General features: G+C 65.2%; 11 protein-coding genes. All 11 read left to right on the forward strand.

Annotated features, from left to right (window positions below):
• Positions 1–118: 118 nt before the first annotated feature.
• The 11 genes from DCM80_RS21390 to DCM80_RS21440 all read left to right on the forward strand — a co-directional run bounded on the left by DCM80_RS21390 (position 119) and on the right by DCM80_RS21440 (position 13747).
• Positions 119–1438, forward strand: a complete 1320-nt coding sequence (locus tag DCM80_RS21390) for a CmpA/NrtA family ABC transporter substrate-binding protein (RefSeq protein ID WP_257193542.1) — start codon at positions 119–121, stop codon at positions 1436–1438.
• A gap of 63 nt (positions 1439–1501) precedes the next feature.
• Positions 1502–2398 (forward strand): nitrate ABC transporter permease, encoded by an 897-nt coding sequence (gene ntrB, locus DCM80_RS21395; RefSeq protein WP_257193543.1) that lies wholly within the window; start codon positions 1502–1504, stop codon positions 2396–2398.
• Between the two features lie 13 nt (positions 2399–2411).
• Positions 2412–3206, forward strand: coding sequence for an ABC transporter ATP-binding protein (locus DCM80_RS21400; RefSeq protein ID WP_257193545.1), 795 nt, complete (start codon positions 2412–2414; stop codon positions 3204–3206).
• A gap of 332 nt (positions 3207–3538) precedes the next feature.
• On the forward strand, positions 3539–4918 hold the full coding sequence (locus DCM80_RS21405) for an MFS transporter (RefSeq protein WP_257193547.1): 1380 nt from the start codon (positions 3539–3541) through the stop codon (positions 4916–4918).
• 122 nt (positions 4919–5040) lie between these two features.
• Positions 5041–5469, forward strand: a complete 429-nt coding sequence (locus tag DCM80_RS21410; RefSeq protein ID WP_257193548.1) for a globin family protein — start codon at positions 5041–5043, stop codon at positions 5467–5469.
• Between the two features lie 10 nt (positions 5470–5479).
• On the forward strand, positions 5480–6697 hold the full coding sequence (locus DCM80_RS21415) for an NAD(P)/FAD-dependent oxidoreductase (protein ID WP_257193549.1): 1218 nt from the start codon (positions 5480–5482) through the stop codon (positions 6695–6697).
• A gap of 27 nt (positions 6698–6724) precedes the next feature.
• Positions 6725–9427, forward strand: a complete 2703-nt coding sequence (locus DCM80_RS21420) for a nitrate reductase (RefSeq protein WP_257193550.1) — start codon at positions 6725–6727, stop codon at positions 9425–9427.
• A 261-nt stretch (positions 9428–9688) separates the two neighbouring features.
• Positions 9689–10591, forward strand: a complete 903-nt coding sequence (locus DCM80_RS21425; RefSeq protein ID WP_257197995.1) for an SMP-30/gluconolactonase/LRE family protein — start codon at positions 9689–9691, stop codon at positions 10589–10591.
• A 45-nt stretch (positions 10592–10636) separates the two neighbouring features.
• The gene (locus DCM80_RS21430) at positions 10637–11476 is read left to right on the forward strand and encodes an aldo/keto reductase (protein WP_257193552.1); all 840 of its coding nucleotides are present in this window, start codon (positions 10637–10639) and stop codon (positions 11474–11476) included.
• A 188-nt stretch (positions 11477–11664) separates the two neighbouring features.
• Positions 11665–12606 (forward strand): DMT family transporter, encoded by a 942-nt coding sequence (locus DCM80_RS21435; protein ID WP_257180868.1) that lies wholly within the window; start codon positions 11665–11667, stop codon positions 12604–12606.
• 61 nt (positions 12607–12667) lie between these two features.
• The gene (locus DCM80_RS21440; RefSeq protein ID WP_257193553.1) at positions 12668–13747 is read left to right on the forward strand and encodes a zinc-binding dehydrogenase; all 1080 of its coding nucleotides are present in this window, start codon (positions 12668–12670) and stop codon (positions 13745–13747) included.
• Position 13748 lies beyond the last annotated feature (1 nt).

The raw sequence follows: 13748 nt of genomic DNA on the forward strand, positions 1-13748 counted from the left end.
CGGGGGTTTCCCCCGTCGCGCGTTCGCATGCGCCAAAGATGGCGCCGCCGGACGGACGGGCTGCTCGTGTGCACAGACGCCACTCAATTCTGCAACGATGCAAAGGACGACACTGCCTATGACCAAGCGCACTCGCCGGCCCGCGAATACGGGCCTCAGCCGCCGTCAATTGTTGAAAGCCACCGGCTCCACCGCCGCACTTCTCGCCGCAGCAAAGCTGAATTTCCCCGCCGGCGCCTTCGCGCAGGACGCTGGCCCCGAGGTCAAGGGCGCCAAGCTCGGCTTCATCGCGCTCTCCGATGCCGGCCCGCTGTTCGTCGCCAAGGACAAGGGCCTGTTCGCCAAGTACGGCATGCCCGACACCGACGTGCAGAAGCAGGCCTCCTGGGGCACCACGCGCGACAATCTCGTGCTGGGCTCCGAAGGCAACGGCATCGACGGCGCGCATATCCTCACGCCGATGCCGTACCTGATCTCGGCCGGCAAGGTGACGCAGAACAACCAGCCGACGCCAATGTACATTCTTGCGCGGCTCAATCTCGACAGCCAGTGCATCTCGGTCGCCAATGAATACGCCGACCTCAAGCTCGGCGTCGATGCATCGCCCTTCAAGGCGGCGCTGGAGAAGAAGAAGGCCTCCGGCAAGGCGGTGAAAGCCGCGATGACCTTCCCCGGCGGCACGCACGACCTCTGGATCCGCTACTGGCTCGCAGCCGGCGGCATCGATCCCGACAAGGACATCGAGACCATCGTGGTGCCGCCGCCGCAAATGGTGGCCAACATGAAGGTCGGCACCATGGACTGCTTCTGCGTCGGCGAGCCCTGGAATCTGCAGCTGATCCATCAGAAGATCGGCTACACCGCGGTCACGACGGGCGAACTCTGGAACAAGCATCCGGAAAAATCCTTCGGCATGCGCGCCGCCTTCGTCGACAAGTATCCCAAGGCCGCCAAGGCGCTGCTGATGGCGGTGATGGAAGCCCAGCAATGGGCCGACAAGGCCGAGAACAAGGCGGAGCTTGCCGCCATCATGGGCAAGCGGCAGTGGATGAACTGCCCGGTCGAGGACGTGCTCGACCGCAGTGCGGGCAAGTTCGACTACGGCATCCCCGGCAAGGTGGTCGAGAACTCACCGCACATCATGAAGTACTGGCGCGATCATGCCTCCTATCCCTTCCAGAGCCACGATCTCTGGTTCCTCACCGAGGACATCCGCTGGGGCAAGTACGAGGCTGGCTTCGACACCAAGGCGCTGATCGCCAAGGTCAATCGCGAGGACATGTGGCGCGATGCGGCCAAGGCGCTCGGTGTCGCGGCCTCCGACATTCCGGCTTCGACCTCGCGCGGCAAGGAGACTTTCTTCGACGGCAAGGTGTTCGATCCGGAAAATCCGGCTGCCTATCTGAAGTCGCTCGCGATCAAGCGCGTCGAAGTCTGATGGAGCCCTGCGGCCGCCCGCGGGGCGGCCGCATCGTCCCTGCCAAGCCGGAGAGAGATAGCGATGAACATGCCTGCTACGAAGATCGAGCTTGAGACCGCGACGCCTGCGGCAGCCGCTGCACCGGTCGTCGCGATGACGCCGAAGCGGCCGCCGCGCACTGAAGCCTACGCGCGGATGGCACGGGAGACCGCCGTGCGCGTGATCCCGCCGCTGGTCGTGATTGCGCTGCTGACGCTGGTCTGGGAGCTGATTTGCCGCCGTGCCGGCTCGGCGCTGCCGCCGCCATCGAGAGTGTTCAAGGACACAAAGGAGCTGATCCTCGATCCGTTCTTCGATCATGGCGGCATCGACAAGGGCCTGTTCTGGCATCTGTCCGCCAGCCTGCAGCGCGTCGCCTTCGGCTATTCGCTCTCGGCCATCGCCGGCATCGCGCTCGGCGTGCTGGTCGGCCAGTCGGTCTGGGCCATGCGCGGGCTGGATCCGCTGTTTCAGGTGCTACGCACGATTCCGCCGCTGGCCTGGCTGCCGCTGTCGCTCGCCGCGTTCCGCGACGGTCAGCCCTCGGCGATCTTCGTCATCTTCATCACCTCGATCTGGCCGATCATCATCAACACGGCGGTCGGCATCCGCAACATCCCGCAGGACTATCGCAATGTCGCGGCGGTGGTGCAGCTCAATCCGCTCGAATTCTTCTCCAAGATCATGATCCCGGCGGCGGCGCCCTACATCTTCACCGGCCTGCGCATCGGCATCGGCCTGTCCTGGCTCGCGATCGTCGCAGCGGAAATGCTGATCGGCGGCGTCGGCATCGGCTTCTTCATCTGGGATGCCTGGAACTCCTCGCATATCAGCGAGATCATCCTGGCACTGTTCTATGTCGGCATCATCGGCTTCGTGCTGGACCGCCTGATCGCAGGTCTGGGCAAGGTCGTCACCCACGGCACCGCGCAGAACTGAGAGGAGGGGGCACATGACCGCCTATCTGAAGCTCGACCACATCGACAAGATCTTTACCCGCGGCGCCGCCACCACGGAGGTCTTGAAGGACATCAACCTCACGATCGAGAAGGGCGAATACGTCTCGATCATCGGCCATTCCGGCTGCGGCAAGTCGACCTTGCTCAACATCATCGCAGGGCTGACCGGCGCCACGACGGGGGGCGTGCTGCTGGAGAATCGCGAGGTCAACTCGCCGGGGCCCGACCGTGCCGTGGTGTTCCAGAACCACAGCTTGTTGCCGTGGCTCACGGTCTACGAGAACGTCAGGCTCGGCGTCGACAAGGTCTTCGCCAGGACCAAGTCCCGCGCCGAGCGCGACGCCTGGGTGATGCACAATCTCAACCTGGTGCAGATGGCCCACGCTCGCGACAAGCGCCCGTCCGAGATCTCCGGCGGCATGAAGCAGCGCGTCGGCATCGCCCGGGCGCTGGCGATGGAGCCGAAGGTGCTGCTGTTGGACGAGCCGTTCGGCGCGCTCGACGCACTGACCCGCGCGCATCTGCAGGACTCCGTGATGGCGCTGCATCAGAAGCTCGGCAACACCATCCTGATGATCACGCACGACGTCGACGAAGCCGTGCTTCTGTCCGACCGCATCGTGATGATGACGAACGGGCCGAGCGCGCGCATCGGCGAGGTGCTGGACGTGCCGCTGGCACGGCCGCGCAAGCGGCTCGAACTGGCCACCAACGCGACCTATTTGAAGTGCCGCCAGCGCGTGCTCGAATTCCTCTACGAGCGTCATCGCTTCGTCGAGGCCGCGTAAACCAGTTACCGCGAGCGGCGCGCCCAATTAATCGACATCAAGCTCAATTCTTGCGCGCCGCACAAGGATTGAGCGAATCGCAAATTTACCGTGCGAACAAGCCCTGCGAAAAATTCGGGCAACGCGAATAACGTTCTGAAATCCCAGTCTTTCCCGCGTGCGCGCAACTGGCACGGAAATTGAAACGTATTTGCGCGACGCCAACGACGACGTCCCTCAACATCATCAATCAGCATCGTGAACTCGCCACCGGGGTGAAGCCTCGGAGCGCGCCTCCGTGGGCGGAGGCTGAGCCTGCAACGACGCAGCGGTGAGACTGGAAGGGATACTCAATGACGAAGAATCCAACCTGGATTTCAGATTGGCGCCCCGAAGACGAGGCGTTCTGGAATGCGACCGGCAAGACCATCGCGCGACGCAACCTGATCTGGTCGATCGTGGCCGAGCATATCGGCTTCTCGGTCTGGCTGATCTGGAGCATCGTCACCACCAAGCTACCGCAGGCCGGCTTCCACTACACCACCGACCAGCTGTTCCAGCTCGTCGCGGTGCCGGGCCTGATCGGCGCCTTCATGCGCTTTCCCTATACGTTTGCAGTGACGACGTTCGGCGGCCGCAACTGGACCATCCTCAGTGCGGCGATCCTGTTCATTCCGACCTTGTCGCTTGCCTATTTCGTCAGCCAGCCCGACACGCCGTTCTGGCTGATGCTGCTGGTGGCCTCGACCGCGGGTCTGGGCGGCGGCAATTTCGCCTCCAGCATGACCAACATCTCCTTCTTCTTCCCCGACCGGATGAAGGGGTGGGCGCTCGGCCTGAATGCGGCCGGCGGCAATATCGGCGTTTCCAGCGTGCAGCTCCTGACACCGATCCTGATGACGCTGGCCGTGTTCAACCTGTATCAGGCGACGCCCGTCGACGGCATTTTCCTCCAGAATGCCGGCCTGATGTGGGTGCTGCCGATCGCCATCGCAGTGCTCGGCGCGGTGTTCTTCATGAACAACCTCACCACCGCGAAATCGTCGGTGAAGAACCAGCTCGCGATCGTCAAGCGCAAGCACACCTGGATCATGGCGTACCTCTATATCGGCACGTTCGGCTCCTTCATCGGCTATTCCGCGGCATTTCCGCTGCTGATCAAGACGCAATTCCCGGCCATCTCGATCTCGATCGCGTTCCTGGGGCCGCTGGTCGGCTCGCTGTCGCGTCCCTTCGGCGGCTGGCTCGCCGACAAGGTCGGGGGCTCCATCATCACCTTCTGGAACTTCATCCTGATGGCGGCGGCCACCGTCGGCGTGCTCTACTTCGTCGGACAGAAGGATTTCATCGGCTTCCTGTCGATGTTCCTGATCCTGTTCGTGACGACGGGCATCGGCAACGGCTCGACCTACCGCATGATCCCTTCGATCTTCCGCGAGCAGAACCTGTTCAAGGTGCGCGGCAAGGGCGACGCGGAGCGTGCGGCCGCCATGAAGACGGCGAGCATCGAAAGCGGCGCGGCGGTCGGCTTCATCGGCGCGGTCGGTGCGGTCGGCGGCTACCTGATCCCGAGCGGCTTCGGCAAGTCGATCGCCTTGACCGGCGGGCCGCAGCTCGCGCTCGCGATCTATCTGGCCTTCTACGCCTCCTGCCTCGCTCTGACCTGGTGGTTCTACCTGCGTCGCAGCCCGCAAAGCGAAGGCGCGCCAAGCCTCGCTGAGGCTCGCGTGTAGCACTTGGTACGAATCTCGCTTCTCCCCGTACGCGGGGAGAAGTCCCTCTGATGACGTTTGATCCATGAACTTCTTCCGCAATGGCGCGGACGAAGGCAGACCGAAGCAGACAGGAGAACATCATGACGCCAGAACAGATCACCCTCATTCAGCAGAGCTTTTCCAAGGTCGCGCCGATTTCGGAGCAGGCCGCGGTGCTGTTCTACGATCGTCTGTTCGAGGTGGCGCCGTCCGTGCGCGCGATGTTTCCCGAGGACATGACCGAGCAGCGCAAGAAGCTGATGGGCATGCTCGCCGCCGTCGTCGGCGGCCTGTCGAATCTGGACTCGATTCTTCCCGCGGCCTCCGCGCTCGCCAAGCGCCACGTCGCCTACGGCGCGGCGGCCGAGCACTATCCCGTGGTCGGCGCGACGCTGCTGTGGACCCTGGAGAAGGGCCTTGGCGAAGCCTGGACGCCCGAGCTGGCAAAGGCCTGGACCGACGCCTACGGCGTGCTGTCCGGCTACATGATGTCCGAGGCCTACGGCGCACAGCCGCAGGCCGCCGAATAGGAGATGTCTCGTGAGTGAACCGCTCGTCATCGTCGGTAACGGTATGGCGGCCGCGCGTCTGGTCGACGAGCTCGCCAAGTCCGCGCTCGGCCGCTACGCGGTCGCCGTCATCGGCGAGGAGCCGCGGCTCGCTTACAATCGCGTGCTGCTCTCATCCGTGCTGGCCGGCGAGACCGGCTCGCACGAGATCGAGCTGCGGCCGGCGGACTGGTGGCGCCATCGCGGCGTCACCGTGCGCTACGGCTATCGCGTCACCGAGATCGATGTCGGCCGCCGCGAGCTCAAGATCGAGGGCGAGGAGAGCATGGAATATTCCAAGCTCGTGCTCGCCACGGGATCGACGCCGCTTCGGCTCAATCTGCCGGGCGCCGACCTCGCCGGCGTGCACACCTTTCGCGACACCCGCGACGTCGACCTCTTGCTGACGCTGGCCGCGGCCAGGAAGCGCGTCGTCGTCGTCGGCGGCGGCCTGCTCGGACTTGAAGCAGCCTACGGCCTCGCCAAGGCGGGGGCGCCGGTGACGCTGCTGCATCTGATGGACCGGTTGATGGAGCGCCAGCTCGATGGGCCGGCTGCCGATCTGCTCAAGACGCTGGTCGAGCGCAAGGGCATCCGCATCCTGCTCAACGCCTCGACCGCCCGCATCCATGGCGATGGACATGTCGAGGCCGTCGAGCTTGCCGATGGCAGCCGTATCGAGGCCGACGCCGTGATCTTCGCTGCCGGCATCAGGCCGAACGTCGCGCTGGCGAAAGAGGCGGGCATCGCCGTCAATCGCGGCGTCGTCGTCAACGACGTCATGCAGACGTCCTCGTCCGACATTTTCGCGCTCGGCGAGTGTGCCGAGCATCGCGGCACCTGCTACGGCCTGGTCGAGCCCGCCTACGAGCAGGCGCGGGTGCTGGCGCGGCACCTGGCCGGCCGGCCCGCCGCCTATCAGGGCAGCGTGGTCTCGACCAATCTGAAGGTGTCAGGCGTCAGCGTGTTCTCCGCCGGCGATTTCATGGGCGGGGAGGGCAGCGAGAGCCTGGTGCTGACCGATCGCAGACGGGGCACCTACAAGAAGCTGGTGATCGCGGACGGCCGGCTCACCGGTGCGGTGCTGATCGGCGATAACGCCGACGCGCTCTGGTATCTCGAGCTGATCCGCAATGGCGACAAGGTGGCGGCGATCCGCACCGACATGATGTTCGGCCGCGCGCTCGCGCGTCCTCCCAGGGCGGCGTGACCGGCCAGCTTGACAAGGCAGTTCGACATGACGGCAATCGATCCCTCGCTCCGCGCCACCAAGACGACCTGTCCCTATTGCGGCGTCGGTTGCGGCGTGCTGGCGACGCCCGACGGCAAGGGTGGCGCGGCGATCGCGGGCGATCCTGATCATCCCGCCAATTTCGGCCGGCTCTGCTCCAAGGGCTCGGCGCTTGGCGAGACCGTCGGACTGGAAAACCGGCTGCTCTATCCGATGATCCGCTGCAAGGGCGTGCTGGAACGCGTCGCCTGGAGCGATGCGCTCGATCACGTCGCCCATCGCATGCAGCACATCGTGGCCCGCGACGGCGCCGACGCGGTCGCGTTCTATCTCTCCGGCCAGCTCCTCACCGAGGACTATTACGTCGCCAACAAGCTGATGAAGGGTTTTGTCGGCACGGCCAACGTCGACACCAATTCGCGGCTCTGCATGTCGTCCTCCGTCGCCGGTCATCGCCGCGCCTTCGGCGCCGACACCGTGCCCGGCTGCTACGAGGATCTCGACCAGGCCGATCTGCTTGTCTTCGTCGGCTCGAATGCGGCCTGGTGCCATCCGGTGCTGTTCCAGCGCATGCTGAAGAACCGGCAGGAGCGGGGGGCGCGGATGATCGTGATCGATCCGCGCCGCACCGACACCGCCGATGACGTCGACCTGTTTCTCGGCCTCAAGCCGGGCACCGACACGGCACTCTTCTCCGGGATGTTCGTCGATCTCGTCGACAACGGCGCGTTGGACACCGATTACGTCGCGAACCACACGTCGGGCTTCGAGGACGCGCTGGCGCGCGCGCGGAGCATCGCCGGCAGCGTCCGCGCGACGGCGCTCGCCACGGGCCTGTGCGAGCAGGACGTCGCCACCTTCTTCAGGATGTTTCGCGAGACGCCGCGCGTCGTTACGCTCTATTCGCAAGGGGTCAACCAGTCGGCGCAGGGCACCGACAAGGTCAACGCGATCCTGAATTGCCATCTCGCGACGGGTCGCATCGGCAAGCCGGGCGCTTCGCCGTTCTCGCTCACCGGCCAACCCAATGCGATGGGCGGCCGCGAGGTCGGCGGCCTCGCCAACATGCTGGCCGCCCATATGGGCTTCACGCCGCCGGACATCGATCGTGTCAGGCGGTTCTGGAAGGCGCCGCGCATCGCCACCCATGAGGGGCTGAAGGCGGTGCAATTGTTCGAGGCCATCAATCGCGGCGAGGTCAAGGCGCTCTGGGTCATGGGCACCAATCCTGCGGTGTCGCTGCCGGATGCGGACTTCGTGCGCGAGGCGTTGAAGAAGCTCGAGCTGTTCGTGGTCTCCGAGAACGTGCTGTCCAACGACACCGTCGAGGCGGGTCCGCACGTGCTACTGCCGGCGCTGGCCTGGGGCGAGAAGTCGGGCACGGTGACCAATTCCGAACGCCGCATCTCGCGCCAGCGCTCGTTCCTGCCGGCGCCGGGCGAGGCTCGCCCCGATTGGTGGATCCTGAGCGAGACCGCAAAGCGTCTCGGCTTCGGCGACAGTTTCAACTACAAATCGGCCGCCGAGATCTTCCGCGAGCACGCCGCGCTCTCGGCATTCGAGAACGAGGGCAGCCGCGATTTCGACATTGGCGCGCTGACCTCGCTGTCCGACGAGGGCTTCGACGCCCTGAAGCCGGTGCAATGGCCGGTGCGCGACGGTGGCGCGCCCGGCGAGCGTTTCTTCGCGAGCGGCGGCTTCTTCACCAATGACGGCAGAGGCCGCTTCGTTGCGCCGGAGGTGCCGTTACTACGCAGCGAGACCGGTCCCTCGCGCCCCCTCAGGCTCAACACCGGACGCATCCGCGATCAGTGGCACACCATGACGCGCACCGGCCTCAGTCAGCGGCTCGGCGCGCATCTGCCCGAGCCGTTCGTCGAGATCCACCCCGATGACGCCAGGAAATACGGCATCGTTCACGACGGCTATGCCCGCATCACCACCGACTACGCACAGTGCATCCTGAAGGTGGTCGTCAGCGAACGACAGCAGCGCGGCGCCTTGTTCGTGCCGATCCACTGGAGCGCGATGAATGCTTCGCACGGCCGCGTCGGGGCGCTGGTGCAGTCGTTCACCGATCCGTTCTCCGGACAGCCGGAATCGAAGGCGACGCCGGCCGCGATCGCGCCTTACGAATTTGTCTTTCGCGGCTTTGCGCTGTCGCGGCAGCAGCTCGACCTTCCATCAAACGTGTTGTGGACCCGCGTCACGGTCGCCGGCGGCTTCGGCTATCTGTTCGCTGACAACGCGGATCTGTCGCGCTGGCCGGCCTGGCTCGACGGCGTCGCCGGCGAGGACGTCGCCGAATATCGCGATTTTGGCGGCGGTATCTATCGCGCCGCCTCCTTCGCTGGTGATCGCATCGAGGCCTGCCTGTTCGTCGGCCCCGGGCATGACGCCGGCGATTGGGAGGTGGTCAAGACTGCTTTTGCGGCCGATCACGTCAGCGACGAGCAGCGCCGTATACTGCTCTCGGGCAAGTCGGCGGAGGGGGCGACCTCGACCGGGCCGATCGTCTGCGCCTGCTTCGGCGTTGGTCGCGGCACCATCTGCGACACGATCGCCGCCGGCGCGCGCACGGCGGCCGAGATCGGTGCCGAGCTCAAGGCCGGCACCAATTGCGGCTCCTGCATCCCCGAGCTGAAGCGTCTGATTGCGGCGACGGATGTGCCGGTGAAAGAAGCCAAGCTCGCCGGCGCGGCGGGGTAGATCTCTCTTCTCAGGACCAAGAGCCGTCTCGTGCCCCGGACGCAGCGCAGCGTCTCTTCGACGGTGCGCTGCAGAGCCGGGGCCCATGTTGCAGCGAGCGCTTGGCTTTTCTGGGTTCCGGCTCTGCGCAGCAGCGTTTCACGCTGCAGCGCGTCCGGGACACGGTGTGGCGTGGAAGTAGGCATGCCGCCCCAATCGACGCGCCTCCGATAGTGCCCTATGCTGCCGCGCGCTCTCCCTCAACAATCACAACAACAAATGATGTACCTGGAAACGCCGCCGCGGCTGATCGAAACCACGCTGTTCTCCGCCATGCCTGACGAGTTCCGCCGCAAGGGGGTGCGGAGCGATTGGGCCGATGCCAACCGGCCACATGTGCCGACCGACAGTTTCATCGAAGGGCCTTCCTTCGACACGGACGGCAATCTCTACATAGTCGATATTCCCTTCGGTCGCATCTTTCGCGTCGCGCCCGACGGGGAATGGTCGCTGGTGATCGAGTACGAGGGATGGCCGAACGGCCTGAAGATCGCCGCCGACGGACGCATTCTGGTTGCCGACTACATGCACGGCATCATGGAGCTCGATGCCAAAGCCGGCCGCGTGACGCCCGTCCTGACCGCGCGCAATTCGGAATCGTTTCGCGGCTGCAACGATCTGCATCTGGCCTCCAACGGCGACATCTATTTCACCGATCAGGGCCAGACCGGCCTGCATGACCCCAGCGGCCGGGTCTATCGGCTGGCGTCGAACGGCCGGCTCGATTGCCTGATCGACACCGGCATCAGTCCCAACGGCCTGGTGCTCGATCCGACCGAAACCGTGCTGTTCGTGGCAATGACGCGCGACAACGCGGTGTGGCGGTTGCCGTTCATGAAGGATGGCAGCGTGTCCAAGGTCGGTCGCTTCTGCTCGCTGTTCGGCACCAGCGGTCCCGATGGCATGACGATGGATGCGAAGGGCCGCTTGTTCGTCGGCCACGCCTCGCTCGGCCACGTTTTCGTGTTCGCCCCTAACGGCGAACTGATCGCGCGGATCAAGTCGTGCGCGGGGCCGAATTGCACCAACGTCGCGATCGGTGGCGCCGGGAAAGACAGGCTCTATATCACGGAGTCGTCGACCGGCAGCATTCTGGTCGCCGACATCAGCGGATTGAACTCCTGAGCTTGGTAACGGTTGGCTGAGCTGAAGAACCACAGCGGAGCGAACATGAACGCAAAACCTTTCGGCCGAACCGGCGCCGACGTTTCCGTCATCGGGCAGGGCACCTGGTATCTCGACCACGGCGACCGCAAACGCGCGATCGCTGCGCTTCAGCGCGGGCTCGATCTCGGCATGACGCATATCGACACCGCCGAGATGTATGGCGATGCGGAGCTCGTCATTGCCGATGCCATCGCGGGACGTCGCGACGAGGTGTTCCTGGTCTCCAAGGTGCTGCCGAGCAACGCCTCGCGCCGCGGGACCATCACTGCCTGCGAGCGCTCGCTGAAGCGGCTCAAGACCGATCGCCTCGACTGCTACCTCCTGCATTGGCGCGGTTCCTATCCGCTGCAGGATACGGTGGCGGCGTTCGAGGAGCTGGTGCAGGCAGGCAAGATCAAGTCCTGGGGCGTTTCCAATTTCGACGCCGACGATCTCGACGAGATTCTCGAAGTCGCCGGCAAAGGCCGGATCGCCTGCAACCAGGTGCTCTATCATCTGAAGGAACGCGCCATCGAGCATGCGGTGATCCCCTGGTGCGAGAGGCACGGCGTCGCGGTGGTCGCCTATTCCCCCTTCGGCCACGATGATTTCCCGGATGCGCGCAGCAAGGGCGGCGCCGTGCTGGCGCGCATCGCAGAGGCGCGTCGCGCGACGCCGCGTCAGGTCGCGCTGAGCTTCCTCACCCGTGCGACTACGGTGTTCGCGATTCCGAAGGCATCATCGGCGGAACATGCCGGCGAGAATGCGGCGGCCGGCAACCTCGTGCTGACGAAGGACGAGATTGCAGCGCTCGATGCGGCGTTTCCGCGCGGGCCGAGGCCGCGCAGCCTGCCCATGCTGTAGTGCACAAACGCCCATTATTAACGGAGCATTGACGCGCGCGGCGGCCCGCGCATATCGGCATCCTGTTTTCGGAAGTTGTGAACACGGCGCATTTGGCGTTTTTTACAACCGTTCCTCGATTCGCATTTGCCCGGGTTCCTGCCGTGACACCGCCGCCCGCCGCAGCCGCAAGGCTCGACACTATTCCCATGCCCGTGCCGGAGAAGAAGCAGAAGGCCCGCCGCGCGCCTGCGCGCGTCGATCATCCCTTCAAGGGCATCGCGCTGGTGTTGCTCTCCACGATCTTCCTGGGCTGCTCCGACGTCACCGCGAAATATCTGTCGACCAGTTTGCCGTCGATCGAGATCACCTGGATCCGCTTCGTCACGTTCGCGCTGCTGTTCACGCCGGTGATGCTGCCGGGCTCGCCGCTGCATGCGATGCGCACCGAGCGGCTCGGCCTGCAGCTGATGCGCGGCGCCGCACTGCTCGGCTCCTCGCTGTTCTTCATCACCGGTCTTGCATTTCTGCCCATCGCGGAGGCCTCAGCGACCGGCTTCGTCTCTCCGCTGTTCGTCACCGCGCTGTCGATCATTTTCCTCAGCGAGAAGGTCGGCATGCGCCGCTGGATCGCGACCGCGATCGGCCTGACGGGCGTCTTGATCATCCTGCGGCCGGGCACGAGCGCGTTTCATGCCGCCGCATTCTTCCCGATCATCTCGGCATTCTGCTGGGCCGCCGCGCTGATCCTGACACGGATGATGAGCGGCCGCGAAGCGGTGCTCACCACCATGGCCTATTCCGCGCTGACCGGCGTTGCGATCCTCAGCGTCATGGTGCCGTTCGTCTGGGTCACGCCGAGCTGGACGGCAATCGGCCTCGGCATCGTGATCGGCGTTGCCTCGACCGTCGGCCAGTGGATCATCGTGCTGGCCTATCGCTACGGCGATGCCTCGGTGCTGGCGCCGTTCTCCTACACGCAGCTGCTCTGGGTCAGCATTTTGGGCTTCTTCATCTTCGGCGAGGTCCCTGACGTCTGGACCGTCGTCGGCGCCGCCTTCATCGTCGCCAGCGGCCTCTACATCGCCCATCGCGAGCGGGTCCGGCGCGCCCAGCTGCTGGTCTTGGAAGAGCGTTCCCCGAACCCCTGACGCAAGTTCGCAGCTTCCGCTTCGTGCTATCAATGGCGCCAACGAAAACGGGAGGAGCCGGATGCGCGCGGCGATTTTCAGGAACGGTGAGATTGTCGTTGGGGAGATGGCCGAGCCCAGGCCCGGCGTCGGCCAGGTGCTGGTCAAGACGCTCGCCTGCGGCATCTGCGGCTCCGACCTGCACGCGCGCCAGCACGCCCATCGCTTGGCGGAGATGGCGCAAAAGACCGGCCGCAAGCCGATGGACGTCTCCCGCGACGTCGTGTTCGGCCACGAGTTCTGCTGCGAGATCGTCGACTACGGAGCCGGCACCGCACGCAAGCTGAAGCCGGGCACGCGCGTCTGCTCGCTGCCGGCGCTGCTGACGCCTGGGGGGATCGAAGGCATCGGCTATTCCAACGACAATATCGGCGGCTATGCCGAGGCGATGCTGCTCAGCGAAGCGCTGCTGCTCGAAGTGCCCAATGGTCTGGCGCCGGAACATGCCGCGCTGACCGAGCCGCTTGCCGTCGGCGTCCACGCCGTGGCGAAAGCCAATATCCGTGGCGGCGAGGTGCCGCTGGTGATCGGCTGCGGCCCGGTCGGACTTGCGGTGATCGCCGCCCTGAAGCTGAGGGGACTGCATCCCATCGTCGCCGCCGATTATTCGCCGGCGCGGCGCACGCTCGCAGCCAGGCTCGGCGCCGATGTCGTCGTCGATCCCAGGGCATCGCAGCCCTATGCGACCTGGGCCGAGCACGCCCAGATGTCGGACGCGGAGAAGGCGGCACGGCCGCCGTTCCAGGCCATGCTGCCGGCGCTGAAGCCCGCGATCATCTTCGAATGTGTCGGCGTGCCCGGCCTGCTCCAGCAGGTGTTCGAGGGCGCGCCGCGCGATGCCAGGATCGTCGTGGTCGGCGTCTGCATGGAGAGCGACAGAAACGAGCCGATGCTCGGCATCATGAAGGAGCTGAACGTCCAATACGTGCTCGGCTACACGCCGGAGGAGTTCGCAAGCTCACTGCGCCTGATCGCCGAAGGGCAGGTCGACGCCGCCGCCATGGTGACGGCCGAGGTCGGCCTCGATGGCGTCGCAAAGGCGTTCGCCGACCTTGCCAATCCCGAAGCGCACACCAAGATCATCGTTCAGCCGTGGCGGTAGT

It is taken from the genome of Bradyrhizobium sp. WBOS08 (genome assembly GCF_024585125.1).
Lineage (GTDB): Bacteria > Pseudomonadota > Alphaproteobacteria > Rhizobiales > Xanthobacteraceae > Bradyrhizobium > Bradyrhizobium japonicum_B.

Bases quoted from the DNA above. Each gene is read 5' to 3' on its own strand.
- DCM80_RS21390 (WP_257193542.1), top strand. From the start codon at position 119: ATGACCAAGCGCACTCGCCGGCCCGCGAATACGGGCCTCAGCCGCCGT.
- ntrB (WP_257193543.1), top strand. From the start codon at position 1,502: ATGAACATGCCTGCTACGAAGATCGAGCTTGAGACCGCGACGCCTGCG.
- DCM80_RS21400 (WP_257193545.1), top strand. From the start codon at position 2,412: ATGACCGCCTATCTGAAGCTCGACCACATCGACAAGATCTTTACCCGC.
- DCM80_RS21405 (WP_257193547.1), top strand. From the start codon at position 3,539: ATGACGAAGAATCCAACCTGGATTTCAGATTGGCGCCCCGAAGACGAG.
- DCM80_RS21410 (WP_257193548.1), top strand. From the start codon at position 5,041: ATGACGCCAGAACAGATCACCCTCATTCAGCAGAGCTTTTCCAAGGTC.
- DCM80_RS21420 (WP_257193550.1), top strand. From the start codon at position 6,725: ATGACGGCAATCGATCCCTCGCTCCGCGCCACCAAGACGACCTGTCCC.
- DCM80_RS21425 (WP_257197995.1), top strand. From the start codon at position 9,689: ATGTACCTGGAAACGCCGCCGCGGCTGATCGAAACCACGCTGTTCTCC.
- DCM80_RS21430 (WP_257193552.1), top strand. From the start codon at position 10,637: ATGAACGCAAAACCTTTCGGCCGAACCGGCGCCGACGTTTCCGTCATC.
- DCM80_RS21435 (WP_257180868.1), top strand. From the start codon at position 11,665: ATGCCCGTGCCGGAGAAGAAGCAGAAGGCCCGCCGCGCGCCTGCGCGC.
- DCM80_RS21440 (WP_257193553.1), top strand. From the start codon at position 12,668: ATGCGCGCGGCGATTTTCAGGAACGGTGAGATTGTCGTTGGGGAGATG.